The sequence below is a fragment of the Halobacteriovorax sp. HFRX-2_2 genome, from assembly GCF_043196705.1.
GTDB lineage: Bacteria > Bdellovibrionota > Bacteriovoracia > Bacteriovoracales > Bacteriovoracaceae > Halobacteriovorax_A.
Window position 1 is genome coordinate 237216 of the sequence record NZ_JBEBMT010000002.1, and the last position, 14814, is coordinate 252029.

The window sequence follows — 14814 nt, forward strand, 5'->3', positions numbered from 1 at the left end:
GATCTTTATTGGTGGATCTTTCCATCGGGAAGACAAATTGAACAACCACCATCTTCTTCGTTGATATGAGAGGCAATTTCTTCATCCATCATTTCTTTTAATTTCTCAATTGTTTCACTTGAGGCGCCAAGGGATTCGATAAGAGTCTGTGATACAGAAGGGATAACTAGCTTGATATCAAGCCCCATCTCTTCTAGCTCTTCAGATTTTTGATAAGCACGATCTGCGTCTTCCATTGAAAACTCATATAAGGTAGAATTGGATAGGTTATCAATAATTTTAATGCGGCTAGACATGTGGACTCCCATTACTCTTATTGATTAAATGTAACATATGAAGGCTTAATCGTGAAAATTAAAAAACTATTCTTTTTGTCTAATAACCAAATGATGATCACAGCTATCGAGGCGTTAGGTAAGGAAGTTGGCGGAGATTTCTTCACTCTTTCTAATGAAGAAGAGGCCTTTCACTTTATTAGAGATATTGTGCCTGAAGTCATTCTCGTGGATCTTTCAACTATTACGGCCGATACAATAGGGAAAATCGAATCAGAATTCTGTCAGAATATTCCTGTGGTTCAGCTTGTGACAAAAGGAGAAGAGGGAGCTCAGCGTGTTATTGAGGCACCTCTCGATATTGCAAATCTTCTTTCAAATCTTGATCGAATTTGTGGAGACTTTAATGGAGAGGGATGAGTTATACATGTATCTTGGCCTGGCCATCATACTTCTCGTAATCATAGGAACATACTATTGGCGATTTCATTCTTAAAAAATATATTCAAAGGAAAAACTATGTCTAAGATTCGTTGTGCTCACATTCTTGTTGATCAAGAGTATGAAGCGAAAGATTTATTAAAGAAGTTAGAAGATGGAAAAACTTTTGAAGAGCTTGCAAAAGACTTTTCTAATTGTCCTTCAGGTCAGCAGGGTGGAGATCTTGGTGAATTCGGTAAGGGGATGATGGTGGCACCATTTGAAAAGGCTGCATTTGCTCTAGAAGTAGGAGAGCTTTCTCCAGTCGTTCGCACGCAATTTGGTTACCACCTAATTAAGAGAATTTCTTAAGCGTCTTCTATTTTTGTTCTGGGCACTTGTTGTCCAGAACAACAATTTGCCCTTCCTTATCATTTAATACCAAACAAGACTTTTTCTCATTTTTGATATTCTTAATAATTTCATTATGAATGGCCATGCAATGCCCATAACCTGGAAGTGTAAAAATATCATGTCCGCGAGAGCTATAAAGATTTAGCCCATTGATAAAACCCTGACAGTCGAGAATAACTTTATCGTAACTCTTATTTTTAATGGAAAACATGAAGTCCATATCTGTTTTAAAGTAAGCTTCAACGTCGATCGTTTTTACTCCAGCAAGAGCAGACCAAGATAACATAGATAGAATTAGTGCGAGTATGATTTTGTTCATACTCGCTCTTCGGAATAGTAAAATTTATATTTAATTTTTTACTTAGACTTCGTCTAGAAGGGGATCGTGAGGTCCTAGTTCGAATTTTTGTAACCCTAATGGGTTATAAATAAAGTCAGGTACTCTTACTTGATAGTAGATCCCTTTTTCGTGATTACTTGTTCTAATGACGTTAGTTTTTGAAACGACAATTGAGTGGGCCGCTCCTGCATCATATGGAATAAAGAGATCGTAGTTATTTTGCTTTTCAAGGAAGAAGTTAACGATATATTCACGTAATTCATCGATCTCTTCTGTATTAAAGCTTGAGATCACAAAGCTATTTGGATGCTTTCTCTTAATAATCGTTTCTGTGATTTTATCGTTTAATTTATCTTTCTTATTAAAGACAATGAAACGTTCTTTATCACTTAGGCCTAGTTCATCAAGTACGTTATTTGTTACTTCAAGATGCTTTTCGTAATTAGGGTCACTGATATCACAAGTGATAATAAGTAGATCCGCCTCAAGTGCTGATTCAAGAGTTGTCTTGAAACCATCAATAAGAGTGTTTGGAAGGTTTGATAAGAAACCTACCGTATCGATAAGGATCATTGGTGGCTTCGTATCTGGGTTTAGCATTCTAAATGTTGAATCAAGAGTGGCAAATAACTTATCTTCTTCAAGTACATTTACACGGCATAGACGATTCATAAGAGACGACTTTCCAGCATTGGTATAACCAACGAGGGCCGTTGTAATTGCCTTCTTTGAGCGTTTTTTCTTTTGCTCAATACGAGACTTTTCAACTTCCTTAAGTTCTTTCTTGTAGAACTCAATGCGCTCGCGAATGATACGACGGTCAAGCTCAATCTGTTGCTCACCCTCACCACCGCGAACACCAATACCACCTTTTTGACGGCCAAGGTGAGACCAGAAACCAGCAAGGCGTGGAAGAATATATTGGAGACGTGAGATTTCAATTTGAATACGAGCTTCTTTCGTTCGTGCATGTTCAGAGAAAATTTCAAGAATAATATGGCAACGATCAACTACTGACATTCCAGTTAGCTTCTTAATATTTCTAATTTGAGATGAAGTTAATTCGCAGTCAAAAACGAGTAGCGTTGAGCCTTCTGCCTTTGCATCCATTGCGATTTCTTCAAGTTTACCTGTTCCAAGGATTGTTCCAGGATCAACAGTCTTCTTATTTTGAATATACTGTTCACCAGTTTCAATATCCAGTGTACGCATTAGTTCTCTAAGCTCTCCAAGTGAGCGGAGAGTATCTTTTTCTGTCGCATGTTCTTTGAACTTTGGACAAACTAATGAGACGAGAGAGGCCTTTGCCTCACGTGAAATAAAAAATTCATTATCAAGCATAAGTAATTTCCACTAATCTGTTATCGATGAGACGTGTTGGTTTACTTCCTACAAAGTAAGCACCTGCGATAACAACTTCTTTTGTATTTGATTCAACATCTTCTAGATTGGCGCTATCGAGAACTTCAAGATAGTCCCATTTAGAATCCTTTAGTGTTTCTTCAAGGATTTCATTTAACTGAGCTTGAGCATCGACCCAAGTTGTTCTCATTAGAAGATTTTCTAATTCATCAAGTTTATTAGGAAGAAGAAGGGCGTATTCTTTTTCTTCTTTTGTTAAGTAACCATTACGAGATGAAAGGGCGAGGCCACTTACTTCACGCTTAATTGGTACGGTTTTAATATCAATTTCAAGGTTTAAGTCATGGGCCATTTTTCTAATGACACAAACTTGTTGGTAATCTTTTTGCCCAAAGAAGGCCTGGCTTGGTTTTATTAAAGTGAAGAGTTGGTAAACAACAGTCGTTACGCCACTAAAGTGAGTAGGGCGACTTTGTCCACAAAGCTTCTGGGTAATTCCTTCAACAGTTACAGTCGTATTAAAACCTGTTGGATAAACTTCACTATTATCTTTTGGAAGAAAAACCATGATGTCGTTAACACGATCGCCAGCAGTTTCTCTAATCAGTTCAAGGTCTTGTTCTGGGGTACGAGGGTAGCTATCGAGGTCTTCGTTTTCTCCAAATTGCTTTGGGTTAACAAAGATTGTCACAACAACTTTTTCACAAGTTTCAAGAGCATTTGTCAGGAGGCTCATATGGCCTGCATGGAGGTTACCCATTGTCGCAACAAGGCCAAGTGAATCGTGAGACACTTCCTTCATTGTTGCTATTAAATCTGATCGTGTTTGAATTAACTTCAAGCTTTAATCCTTTTAAATATTTCTTTTGCTAACTCGATTTTTGATAGCTCACCAGTAAAGGCAATTTCACCATCGTTAAGGATTGTGTAGTTAGCTTCATTATTTCCGAAGCCTTTTCTTGCGCTTTTACAAAGGCCACTATTTACATGTGTACCCACTAAGAGCTTTGTTGGCTTGCGATTATACTTTGATTCTAAAATTTCTTTTGAAAGATCTGTCTCTGCGGCAAACCCTACGATCGTTTGGTGATCCTCTTTATTGGCAACAACATGTGCAAGAATGTCCTGGGCCTTTTCAAACTCGAGACTTGAAGAGAGTGCCTCTTTCTTAAGCTTACCTTCTGCTGTTTTAAATTTAAGGTCACTAATGGCCGCTGTAGAGATATAAGTATCAAATTGATTCTCAAGAGCAAGAACTGCTTCATACATTTCATCTGTTGTACGAACAGAGATAATCTTAACTCCTGGTAGACTTCTTAGGTATTGAAACTCCGGACAAGAGTTTTGCCCAAGTAAGATTGTGGTTTGATATCCTAAGCGAAGGGATTCTTTCGCAATCTCATATCCTGTTTTTCCAGAGGAAGGATTTGTCACAAAACGAACTGGATCAATTGGTGCAACTGTTGCACCAGCTGTAATCACTACGTGTTTTGATTCTTGATTAATTGAAGGGTTGATAGCATCAAAATTTGCTAAGACCTCTTCAACTGCTGGAATCTTTCCTGCACCGACATCACCGCAAGCAAGTTCACCTGAAGCTGGCGGGTAGATAAAGATATTGCTTTGCTTATTTAGTCTTTCTAGTAGATCAATATTTTCTTGTGTGATTGGATTGGTCCACATCGACGTATTCATTGCTGGATAAATTACAGTTTGAAACTTATCCCATCCAGCTAAGAAAACAGATGTTAGTAGATCATCGGCTTTTCCCATGGCAAGGTTTGCAATGGTGTTGGCACTTGCAGGGTAGATATGAAGTGAGTCGGCCCATTTTGCCAATTCAATATGAAGCACTGACTTTGTTTCCACACTGGCGCTAAAGTCAGACTGAGCACTATAAACTTCATTTGCACCTAAGTAAGTATAGAGGTCTGCCTGAACAAATTTCGTTGCTCCGCCTGTTAAGATAACCTTTACCTCGTGGCCTTTCTTTACCAGTCCTCTTACAAATTCAATTGACTTGTAAGCGGAAACTGAGCCACATACACCTACTAATATTTTCATATATTTAACTTTCTGGTTGTTAATACTATGTGTCTATCTTATATATGTTTTTAAGGATTTAGGCCATTGAATTTGAAATATCTGAAGGTATTCGGAAGGCCTGTGTAATAAGTAACAAAGGTAAGTTTATGAAATTTGGTAAGTTCTCAATCATCTCACAACGTGACGTTCAAGCACTAGGTGATACACTAGAACTAATCTACATAAATTACGATCATATCGTGTCAATGAAGCCTATTAATATCGTTATGGATGGTGACGTTAAGGAAGGTTATTGGCTACGTCTATCTAATGGCAAGAAGTATCGTGCCATCGAAATTCCAGCAAATTTTAAAAAGAATTTTGTGGGGTAATTTAAGCTGAAATTTAGCTTCGATTTATGCTAAAATTCATAAGGTGGGACGATGATGGCGTCATCGCCCCCAAAGATCACTTTGACCAACTTAGAATTAGAATCACAAATTCTAATACAAGTATGATCAAGGTAATCACCCTTATGAAGTCCTCCATAACTTCTCTCCTTGTGGTAAGGGTCTCCTTCAGTGGAGACAAAGAGAAATAGGGGACTTCATTTGTCTATTTCAAAATGATTCGTATTGATACTTTAACATTTAATTTTTAAGAGATATTTCGATTACGAAATTATAGATTTATTAGAGCATCGTGAATGAGGTTTTCTTGAAATTCACCAAGCTCTTTGAAGTGATAACCATCACCACCAGTAACTAGAATACGGTGATCAGAGAATTTTTTGATTTCACTTACAATCATATTTAAATAAGAGTCATAAGCATATGAGATCGCCTGCCTAGTATTTGTAAGGGCCTTCGTATCGATGGCCCCGGTAATGTCTGGAAGATTTGCAGAAAATTGTGGATAGGCTTTAAGGTAATTTCCAAGACCTAAGAAAATTGGCCCACCTTTGTGAAGCCCATGGTCGATTTCATCAAATGTAATAAAACTTCCAGCATCAACAAGTAGGATCTTTTCTTGTGGATAATATTTTTGCAGGTAGCGGGAGATGATCTTGCGATCTGCTCCTATTTTTTTTGAGTCATAAGTTGAGTTAAATTCAGTTATTAAGCTTAATGCATTAATTGCATCTTTAGGAAGAAATTCTTTAATTTCTTTTGAGACATTTGAATAAATAATTGCCGCGCCTTCTTCAAAATTAAAGTTGAAGTTCGCAATTTCTAATTTTTCAATACTCGTAAGTAGACGACCTTTGAAAATACCAATCTTGATGAATGTATTACCACTATCAATGGTGTAGGTCAGCATCGTCTGTATTATCCGCGTTCTTATTCTTTAAAATATATTCACTTATTAGCTTAAGCTTTTGATCAAAGAAATTAGCAATAGGTGTACAGAAGTTTGGATATTTTCCAGGCCCCATCTTCAGAAGGTCATTGATAACTAGAACTTGTCCATCAGTATTCTTTCCTGCACCAATTCCAATTGTCGGGATTGAAAGCTCTCTTGTAATGATTGTGGCAATCTCATCTGTGACACATTCTAGAACGATCGAGAAGCAGCCGGCTTCTTCTAAAAGCTTTGCTTCTGCTAATAGCCTTGCTTTATCTGAGTCATCTTTGCCATGAGTATAGTAACCACCTTGCTCGTGAACACTTTGAGGAGTCAGACCAATATGTCCCATGACTGGAATTCCAGATTGAGTTAATCTTTTGATGATATCAAGTTGATGAGGGTAGGCTCCTTCAAGTTTAAGGGCCTCGGCCTGAGTGTCTTGGAAGAGCTTAGTCGCATTCTCAAGGGCCTTGTCAAAAGTTGTATAAGTACCAAAAGGCATATCAACAATCACAAATTTATTTGGTGCACCTCTTCTTACTGCTGCTCCAAAGATGGCCATCTCTGTTAGGCTAACTTGAACTGTCGTATCGTAACCAAGAACAACGTTACCAAGGCTGTCGCCAACAAGAATCATATCAAGTTGTGTTTCATTTAACATTTGAGCAGTTTGATAATCGTAACAAGTAAGAACTTGAAGTGACTTTCTTGTTTCAGAAAGTTTTGATTTTCTAATTTTTCGAGTTGTTAGCTTCTTCATTCCCATGAACCAATTTCTTTCCAAAGCTATTGTAAACTTTGGTGATATCTAAGTTATTCCACTCACTTATAACCTGAGAGAGCTGCTTTTGGAAATCAGTATGAAGAATTTCACGTGCGAATGAGCCATTTTCAATATTTTCATAGATTTTATTGAGCTTGTTCTGATACTCGTCATCAAATATCAATGACTTGGCCATTTCACCACCCATGAAGGCATTTGGAGAGATTAGTTTCATAAACTCTGTAGGTCCAAATTTAATCATGGCATCGGCAATGAGTTTAACTTCATGCCAGCATTCAATATAGGCAATCTCTGGCGAATGGCCTTTATCTACAAGAGTCTCAAAAGACAGTCTTGCGGCCTGTGGAATAACCGAGCATAGAATTGATTGCTCAGAGAAGAGATCACAGATTGTTTCTTCTTCAAAACTACTCACGATTGGGCCAACAGTAATCCCTAGATCCTTTGCAAGATCTAAGAGGCTCTCATCATCACAATTTACAACTGCTGTTAGAGGGGCCTTCGTTTCATAACCAAATCTTAGTTCACTTGCAATGGCCTTTGGGGCCAAAAGAAAGTGCTCATGTGTAGGAAGCTTTGATCGTAGGCCTTGGTACATAACACTATAGCCGTGACCGTAAACCAATCTTTGCTTAAAATTCGTATCAGAGAATTGAAGAGAAGTTAAGATTTCTTCATGGGTATCATCTGGTGTAAGGATGATGATAAATTTGAAATTAGCAATTTTGCTATTTGTAATATCAATTGTTGGTAGGCCCATTTTATTTGCTAAAGAAATTGAGCTACTATTTTGGCGTAGGCCGATAGTAACTTCTCTACCAGAGTCTCTAAGGTTTAATGACCAAGACTTTGCTTGAGAGCCAAAACCAATAATTAAAATATCATTAGAAATATTATCGCTACTATTTTTCATCATAAAAATTAGATATCATGGATTGAAACAATAAGGGAAGTTATGGAACAGGAAGTAATCTATTTTTCTAAGAAAGGTTTAACTGCACGTGATGCATTAATTAATGAGGGAAATCTTTGGGGGAATTCTTTCTTTACGACAATTCTTGTTAAAGGTGGCAAGGCGATTTTTTGGGATCAGCATCGTCAAAGACTGGAAAAGTCATTTCAATATTGTTGGCCTAAAGATTTTGATAGCTCAATTATTGATGAAGTTCAGCTTGCCACGGCAAAAATACTTGGAGACTTCAGTTCAATCCCTTATGCCTACTTAAGGATTACTTTCTATCGAGAGCTTTCTGGAGCAATACAGTTTTGGATATGGGCTGTTGAAAAGGATCAGCTTAAAAGTTCATTAAAGTTGAATTCCCATTGCTATTATCCAGATCAAAACTTTCCCGACTTTTTAAAACGCAGTAATTATCAATACCAATTTCAGTTAAGAAGGGAGAGTCTTGCACAAGGCTATGATGATGTCCTCTTGCTTGATCCTGAGTCTTATATCTTGGAACTTCCGACGGCCAATATCGTTCTCAAGAAAGGGGATGATTATATAACTCCAATTGCAGAGTTTGGTGTACTTGATGGAATCTCTCTTGAGAGGGTAAAATTTATGCTAGAAAAGCTAGGACGCCCCCTTAAAGAGATGCGTGTTCATGCGGCCGAGTTACATGAGTTTGATAGTTGTTTCACTACAAGTTCATTTAATGGCATTAGGCATATTTCAACTATCAACGAAGTAGCATATACTGAAGATATAGAGATTAAAAAATTAGTTAATGAGTTTTACGGAGAAATTTGGTGACAAAAGTTTTAAAGGTTAAATGTCCTGAATGCTCAAAAGAGTTTGATTATTATTCAAGTGAGTTCCGCCCATTTTGTAGTGAAAAATGTAAGATGGTTGATTTAGGAATGTGGCTTACAGAAAATTATACCGTTGCTAGTCAGGAGCCTCTTTCTGAGTCTGACTTAGAGGCCGTCATTAAAAAGAGACAGGATGAAGAAGATTACTAAGAGTGAACTTATTGCCATTGAAGGCGAATTAATAAAAATTGCACGTGGTGCCGGAAGAATTTTAAAACCTTTTCAAAAAGATCTTTCAAATCTTTCGATTAGCTACAAAGATGCTCAAGGAGCAGTCTCAGCAGCTGATCATGCGTCAGAAGGCTATATTATTAATCAACTCTATAAACTTCGAGCAGATATTCCTGTGCTGGCCGAAGAAGACTTCTACCATAAGTACCAAGGTGATTATAAGCACCTTAAAGAATATCAAGATAGTGACTACCTTTGGGTTATTGATCCACTAGATGGAACAAATAATTTTGTCCATGGATTAGAGCACTACTGTGTATGCCTTTCTCTAACTTACAAGTTACAACCTGTTGTTGGTGTCATCTATATTCCTGAAAAAGGGGAGTTCTACTGTGCAACAAAGGGCAATGGAGCTTATCTCATTAAAGGGAAAGAAAAAACCCGACTTAAGAAAACTCGTTCGAGAGATCGTGGCTTCCTCTTAGCAACAGGCTTTGCTACCGAAAAGGGAAAGCCATTCAATGATGAGTTCAAAAAATTTAAAAAAGTCATGGTTAATATCTCTGCTGTTCGTAGACTAGGTTCGGCGGCGATTGATCTGTGCTATGTCGCTCGTGGGGTTTTTGATGGCTTCTGGGAAAAGGGACTTGCTCCTTGGGATGTTGCTGCAGGAAAAATCATTTGTTCAGAAGCAGGTGCTAAAGTAACTGAGTATAATGGTCATGATCATAATATCTTCTCAAAGACAATTATTGTGGGCAGAAATCCACTTTATGAGAAGCTAAATGAAATGGTTTCCGACTAAAAGACTCTATTTATTTCCTACATTATAGGTTCATTTTTGCTATTTTTTCATATCTTTTAAATGGCGCTGATTATGTTAAAATAATCAAAGGTTTATATATTAAAAGGATTAAAAAGTGACGAATTCTATCACGAGATTATCAAGAGAAATGATGTACGTTAGTGACAACGTTTTTTATATTTTATTCTCTATTCTTATACTTTTAATTTGTGTCATCGTCGTTTATTGGTTTTATACAAGAAAACGTATGCAGGAATTACAACATCAAATTCCAGCGAATGTTTTAAAAAGCTATCTCGACTCAGTTATTCAAAACTCTAATGCATTAAAGTCTTCTCTGTTTAGAGGTGGTGGACTTGAGACAGGAGAGGGGATTCCTTCTGTTGTTCCTGGTGGAAGCCTACCAACTGGTAATGTTGATGGTGCTCAGTTAGCAAGTAAGAATGCTGAAATCGCTGCACTAAATGGACAGATCGCAAATAAAGATTCTCTTATTAGAGATCTTGAAGCACAACTAGGTGCGGTTGAGCAATCGGGAGATAATTCTGATTCTGCTCAGATCATAACGAATCTAAATTCTGAAATTGCCCAACTTAAGTCGCAAGTTGATACATTAAAAGCTGCAAGTGCATCTGCAGGTGATAGTAGTGCAGAATTATCTGCTCTTTCATCTGAAAGAGATGAGCTACAGGCAAGACTTAAAGAATATGAAATGATTGAAGGTGATCTTGCTGACCTAAGAAAGTTTAAGCAAGAAAACGAACAACTTAAGGCACAATTAGCAGAAGGTGGAGGAACTCCATCGACGCCAGCTCCTGAAGTTGACTTAACTCCTGATGCTGAACCTGAAGTCGATCTTTCTCCTGAACCAGAAGAAGTTGTTGCTCCTGATGAAGCACCAGTTGAAGCTCCTGAGCCTGTTGAGGTTCCAGAACCTGCGCCTGAAAATTTAATGGACGAAGCTCCTGAGTTCTTTGAAGAGCCAATTGAAGAAGCGACAATGGAAGCTGCTCCTGAGCCAATTGAAGAAGCAGAGGCTCCTGCTCCTGCACCGGCCGCAGCTGAAGTTGCAGGGGAGAAAGCTCCTGAAAATGAAGCGGCAGAGCAAAAGTCGGCAGAAGAGCTATTGAGCGAATTTGAAAAAATGCTTGGTTAAAATTAATCTTTAAAAAAATAGAATAACTTAGACAAGGATGTCTTTTGAAAAAACTACTTCTTATTGCAACATTAATTGTTAGTTTTAACTCGTTCTCTGCTGTTAACCATAAGGCCCATCAAGCGGTGCTAACGCAGAAACTCGAAAGACAATTCAAATACAATTTAAAATCAGCTGATATGGACAAGCTTAAGAAGCAAGTTCTAAAGCTTAAAGGTAAGTCTGTTGCTGCCCTAATCAATGTAATGAAAGACGAAAAATATCCAGAGAAGAATCGTTGGATGGCCACTTTCTTACTTGGTAGAGTTATGGGCAAGAAGTCAGCACCTTTTATTTCTAAGTTTGCAAAGCATCCTAATTGGGTCATGAGAATGGCCGCATTAAAGTCACTTCTAGCATTAAACCAAACTGACTATAAAGATGTGTACAAGCAGTCTTTAAAAGATAATTCTCTAATCGTTCGCTATCAAGCACTTGAGAATGTGAAGAGAATGAACCTTACTGATCTTGCTCCAAATATTTGGGCAATGTTATATGATAAGAGAAATTATCATATTAATGAAAAGCTTAAATCGACTAAGAGGGCCCATATTGTAAAAGAGATTATTACGACAATAGGGGATTTAAAATTTGAAAAAGCTAAGAAGCCTCTTTTATCAATGATTCAAAAAGATAAGTATTCTGATATTCACAGAGAAATTTCTGAAACTCTAGAGAAGATTACTGGCCGAAAAGCACCAAATGGTAACCTTAAAGAAAAGAAGCGTTTCTGGTCTAAGGTCTCTCAAGCGACAGTTGTTATTCGCTAGTATTCAAAATGATTTACTTGAAATGATGGGTGATGAAACTTAAAGGCGTGTCCTTTTGGTTTTATCACGACAATCTCTTTTTCCTCAATATGAGTTTTTTTCTGAGCATCTAACACGCTGATAAATTGCTTTAACTCGTTTTGAGATGGAGTGTTAGGGATTGAGCTAAAGATGATATTGAGTTGCTCACCATAGTTCTTTGAAAAGAAGAAGTGACTTGCCCCGTCTTTAATTAGGTCTTTATTCTTTGATTTTAAGATTCTTTCTTCTAGTGTGCCATCAACGAGGTGATTCATGGCCTCAAGGACTTGGGACGAACTCTCTCGTTGTTGATCATAAAGGCAAATGACTGCGCCAATCCTTTCATTTATCAATGTGAAGAGTTCGTGTTTCAATGCCATTGTTATTGCGCTTTACTGATCTTATCTAGGATACCGTTAACAAAGCTCTTTGATTCTTCTTTCCCGTAACTCTTAACAAGATTGATATACTCATTAATTGCTACGTTATTTGGAGTTTCTTCAAATTTGATTTCGTAAGTACCAAGGCAAAGAATAGCTCTTTCAATAGCATCAACAGAGTCAAAGCTTCTTTTTAGAATATAAGTTGAAGCAGTTTCCTTGATCTCTGGAAAGTTTTTAATAACACCAGTGATAAGTTTGTTACCAAAGTTTTGAACACTTGGGTTGATATCATTGTCATGGTGTTCTTCATCTTCTTTCATATAAGATTCTTCAAACATTTCAATATCGGCTTTCAGTTTTCCAATATCATTTTTGTACTCTTCAAGCTCTGCTTTGAAGTCCTTTAAAAATAATTTATAGATAAATTTAAAAGCAAAACGACGTGCTGCTGACTTATTGTTGAATGCTTGGTTTTTCACTAGTTGAATCCTTATTTAATAAAAACTTTTCTTTTAAATTTCCAAATTGACCGATGCTCTTTTGTAAACTCTCAATGAATCCATCAATATCTTTGAAGTTCCAATAGAAAGAAGCATATCTAACGTAGGCAACAGGGTCTAACTCATAGAGTTTTTCCATAACAACTTCACCAACGATCTTAGCAGGAACTTCAATATTGTTCATTTGCGAAAGAGTCATTTCGACATCGTCAATTAATCGGTTGATTTGCGCCGTAGTTAAAGGTCTTTTTTGACAGGCCTTGTTGATCCCTTTCGAAATTTTTTCGCGGTTATAAGGCTCACGTCTTTTATCGTTCTTTACAAGTGCCGGTACTTGAAGCTGGAGCTTCTCATAAGTCGTATAACGAAAGTCACAGTTAAGACATGCTCTACGACGACGAACTGCCAGTCCATCGGAAAGGTGTCTCGAGTCAATAACTTTTGTGTTTGGTGTTTGGCAACTTGGGCAATACATATCTATTTCTAGCATATTATGAATGCATTGCATATTCTCATTTTAGAGGTGTGAATAATTACTGCAGGGAAGAGATCTGCCTAAAGTTATCTTCAAGATCTTCTAGTACCTCGATACCGTCGCGATACAACATAACAGTGAAGAAGTCTTGATTCTCTCCTGTGCGCTGTGTAATTTTATATGGAGAAACAGCTTCTTGTTTATAGGCATGAGACTTATCCCATTTAATCTGTGGAAAGGACTCAAAGACGAGCTGCGCAAAAGAGACGCGACTTGTATCTGCTGGATTCATCTTGTAGTCATATGGCTTGCCAATATTACTCAGGGCCAAAACAATACCTTGTGTTGTTTCCTGATAAGAGAGCTTTCTCTTTCTGATTACTGCAAGGTCATCTTGGTTATACATTGAATCGATGCTTTTAAGTTTAATGCCTTCTCGTGTTGTCGTAATAAAATTAAGCTTCTTAGATTGAATCTCTTTTCGATATTTGATGACGAGGGGATGTTTAGATAGGCCAAGCTTTACAATTTCATCCCAAGAGCCAATCCAAATACCAACATTATCCCAAAATCGATCTACAACAGCGTTATTAAAGCTATTCTTATTATGGGTAAAGACAATATCCATTGGTCGCAGCTGATAGGCCAAGTGTTCCTTCTCTGTTTTTCCAATGTAAGTTACCTGGCCACCTTTTAAATTCTCAAATTTAATGGCCTTGTTAAAATAACCCACATAGTAGCTCTTATCTTTTAGGGCCATTGAAGAAATTGTGTTTTGGATTGAAGGTTGTATTTCATTCCATCTCTTCTTTTTATTATAGGCCTTAATCAATTCATTATAGACAAGTGTTTCTTCAATAAGCGGATTGATATAATAAGAAATTCTCGTTTTATTTTTTACTTCTTCAAAAATTTTAATATCTCGATAAATTGTTGCAAGTCTAGCAAGCCTTTTATGAGAAGGGGACTTAACAAGCTTTTGAACGAGACGCTTATGATAATCACCTAATTCTTTATGTAATGTTATATCTTTTTCGTTTTTAAGTGTTTCACGAATTTTATTTTTTAAAAGAAGATGATTTTCATAGATTGCAATATTAGCAATATAACCAACTTTTAAGGCCTTGATGATCTCACTCCCTTTAAGGTCGTAAGGGTTAACAATGGCATAGTCCACATCGCGTTCACGTCTTTTTAGTTTACGATTTCCTGTGAAATAAATTTCACGACGTTGCTCAACTTGAGTCATTTGATTTGTACGAATCTCAAAGCGAGTTGTAGGATCAGTTACCCATGAAATATTTTTTAAAAATGTATTAAGTTCAGCAGTGATCTTTTGATTTGAATCGAAGTATGGAGAGATAAATTTTAAGGAGTTCTGCCCTTTCTTCTTCTCGGCCTTAGCAAATTCCATACGCCACACGAGATTCTTTTCAACAGATTCTTGTAGCTTGTACAAGTTGTCTTTGTTGATTTCAAACTTAGATGGATTGTAATCTGTTGTCGTTGAAGCGATATAGCGAGAAACTGCGGCAGAGTATTGATCGTACGCCATTTCAATTTGATCGACTGTTGAAGCACAAGACGACAAAAGAGTTGAAACTAAAATGGCCGAAATAAATTTTGAATGAAACTTTCTCACAATATCCCCATATACTAAATCACATTTAGTTATCGGAAGATTAGTAAGATTTTTTTAATATAGGAGGATA

At 37.1% G+C, this 14814-nt stretch carries 20 protein-coding genes; 8 read left to right on the forward strand and 12 right to left on the reverse strand.

Annotated features, from left to right (window positions below; translation table 11 throughout):
- Positions 1–5: 5 nt before the first annotated feature.
- Entirely contained in the window at positions 6–296 is a 291-nt protein-coding gene (locus ABMA79_RS06285) for a hypothetical protein (RefSeq protein WP_392858454.1), read from the reverse strand.
- Between the two features lie 51 nt (positions 297–347).
- Between ABMA79_RS06285 and ABMA79_RS06290 the strand changes: the two genes are divergently transcribed.
- Both ABMA79_RS06290 and ABMA79_RS06295 read left to right on the forward strand, forming a co-directional pair.
- Positions 348–695: a hypothetical protein gene (locus ABMA79_RS06290; protein ID WP_392858456.1), complete on the forward strand. Its 348-nt coding sequence runs from the start codon at positions 348–350 to the stop codon at positions 693–695.
- Between the two features lie 99 nt (positions 696–794).
- The gene (locus tag ABMA79_RS06295) at positions 795–1067 is read left to right on the forward strand and encodes a peptidylprolyl isomerase (protein ID WP_392910354.1); all 273 of its coding nucleotides are present in this window, start codon (positions 795–797) and stop codon (positions 1065–1067) included.
- A 7-nt stretch (positions 1068–1074) separates the two neighbouring features.
- On the opposite strand, the gene ABMA79_RS06300 is transcribed toward ABMA79_RS06295, so the two are convergent.
- The 4 genes from ABMA79_RS06300 to coaBC are packed head-to-tail and all read right to left on the reverse strand — an operon-like array spanning position 1075 to position 4875.
- Positions 1075–1428, reverse strand: coding sequence for a hypothetical protein (locus ABMA79_RS06300; RefSeq protein ID WP_392858459.1), 354 nt, complete (start codon positions 1426–1428; stop codon positions 1075–1077).
- A 42-nt stretch (positions 1429–1470) separates the two neighbouring features.
- Positions 1471–2790 (reverse strand): GTPase HflX, encoded by a 1320-nt coding sequence (gene hflX, locus ABMA79_RS06305; protein WP_392858460.1) that lies wholly within the window; start codon positions 2788–2790, stop codon positions 1471–1473.
- A complete protein-coding gene (gene panC, locus ABMA79_RS06310) occupies positions 2783–3652 on the reverse strand; it encodes a pantoate--beta-alanine ligase (protein WP_393091104.1) in 870 nt (289 codons plus the stop codon). Before panC ends, hflX begins: the two co-directional genes overlap by 8 nt.
- Positions 3649–4875, reverse strand: coding sequence for a bifunctional phosphopantothenoylcysteine decarboxylase/phosphopantothenate--cysteine ligase CoaBC (gene coaBC, locus ABMA79_RS06315; protein WP_393091107.1), 1227 nt, complete (start codon positions 4873–4875; stop codon positions 3649–3651). Before coaBC ends, panC begins: the two co-directional genes overlap by 4 nt.
- A 128-nt stretch (positions 4876–5003) precedes the next feature.
- Between coaBC and ABMA79_RS06320 the strand changes: the two genes are divergently transcribed.
- On the forward strand, positions 5004–5228 hold the full coding sequence (locus ABMA79_RS06320; RefSeq protein WP_021268407.1) for a hypothetical protein: 225 nt from the start codon (positions 5004–5006) through the stop codon (positions 5226–5228).
- A gap of 289 nt (positions 5229–5517) precedes the next feature.
- On the opposite strand, the gene ABMA79_RS06325 is transcribed toward ABMA79_RS06320, so the two are convergent.
- Genes ABMA79_RS06325 through ABMA79_RS06335 form a run of 3 tightly spaced genes read right to left on the reverse strand, consistent with a single transcriptional unit; the run spans position 5518 to position 7883 of the window.
- Positions 5518–6156 (reverse strand): type III pantothenate kinase, encoded by a 639-nt coding sequence (locus tag ABMA79_RS06325; RefSeq protein WP_393091110.1) that lies wholly within the window; start codon positions 6154–6156, stop codon positions 5518–5520.
- Positions 6137–6943 (reverse strand): 3-methyl-2-oxobutanoate hydroxymethyltransferase, encoded by an 807-nt coding sequence (gene panB / locus ABMA79_RS06330; RefSeq protein ID WP_392858467.1) that lies wholly within the window; start codon positions 6941–6943, stop codon positions 6137–6139. Before panB ends, ABMA79_RS06325 begins: the two co-directional genes overlap by 20 nt.
- On the reverse strand, positions 6915–7883 hold the full coding sequence (locus tag ABMA79_RS06335; protein WP_393091113.1) for an NAD(P)-binding domain-containing protein: 969 nt from the start codon (positions 7881–7883) through the stop codon (positions 6915–6917). Before ABMA79_RS06335 ends, panB begins: the two co-directional genes overlap by 29 nt.
- 39 nt (positions 7884–7922) lie before the next feature.
- Between ABMA79_RS06335 and ABMA79_RS06340 the strand changes: the two genes are divergently transcribed.
- The 5 genes from ABMA79_RS06340 to ABMA79_RS06360 all read left to right on the forward strand — a co-directional run bounded on the left by ABMA79_RS06340 (position 7923) and on the right by ABMA79_RS06360 (position 11723).
- Positions 7923–8723, forward strand: coding sequence for an aminotransferase class IV (locus ABMA79_RS06340; protein ID WP_393091116.1), 801 nt, complete (start codon positions 7923–7925; stop codon positions 8721–8723).
- Complete coding sequence (locus tag ABMA79_RS06345) at positions 8720–8932, forward strand: DNA gyrase inhibitor YacG (protein WP_392858471.1); 213 nt, start codon at positions 8720–8722, stop codon at positions 8930–8932. Before ABMA79_RS06340 ends, ABMA79_RS06345 begins: the two co-directional genes overlap by 4 nt.
- Positions 8916–9758: an inositol monophosphatase family protein gene (locus ABMA79_RS06350; RefSeq protein ID WP_392858472.1), complete on the forward strand. Its 843-nt coding sequence runs from the start codon at positions 8916–8918 to the stop codon at positions 9756–9758. The genes ABMA79_RS06345 and ABMA79_RS06350 overlap by 17 nt, the downstream gene beginning before the upstream one ends.
- Positions 9759–9873: 115 nt before the next feature.
- Entirely contained in the window at positions 9874–10914 is a 1041-nt protein-coding gene (locus tag ABMA79_RS06355; RefSeq protein ID WP_393091119.1) for a hypothetical protein, read from the forward strand.
- A 44-nt stretch (positions 10915–10958) separates the two neighbouring features.
- Entirely contained in the window at positions 10959–11723 is a 765-nt protein-coding gene (locus ABMA79_RS06360) for a HEAT repeat domain-containing protein (protein WP_393091122.1), read from the forward strand.
- Here ABMA79_RS06360 and ABMA79_RS06365 read toward each other — a convergent pair.
- Genes ABMA79_RS06365 through ABMA79_RS06380 form a run of 4 tightly spaced genes read right to left on the reverse strand, consistent with a single transcriptional unit; the run spans position 11720 to position 14744 of the window.
- Complete coding sequence (locus tag ABMA79_RS06365; RefSeq protein WP_393091125.1) at positions 11720–12118, reverse strand: hypothetical protein; 399 nt, start codon at positions 12116–12118, stop codon at positions 11720–11722. The two genes, ABMA79_RS06360 and ABMA79_RS06365, sit on opposite strands and share 4 nt — an antisense overlap.
- Before the next feature lie 8 nt (positions 12119–12126).
- Positions 12127–12606, reverse strand: a complete 480-nt coding sequence (gene nusB, locus ABMA79_RS06370) for a transcription antitermination factor NusB (RefSeq protein WP_392858481.1) — start codon at positions 12604–12606, stop codon at positions 12127–12129.
- Positions 12581–13135, reverse strand: coding sequence for a transcriptional regulator NrdR (gene nrdR, locus ABMA79_RS06375; protein ID WP_392858482.1), 555 nt, complete (start codon positions 13133–13135; stop codon positions 12581–12583). The genes nusB and nrdR overlap by 26 nt, the downstream gene beginning before the upstream one ends.
- A 25-nt stretch (positions 13136–13160) precedes the next feature.
- Positions 13161–14744, reverse strand: a complete 1584-nt coding sequence (locus ABMA79_RS06380; RefSeq protein WP_393091127.1) for a YiiX/YebB-like N1pC/P60 family cysteine hydrolase — start codon at positions 14742–14744, stop codon at positions 13161–13163.
- Positions 14745–14814 lie beyond the last annotated feature (70 nt).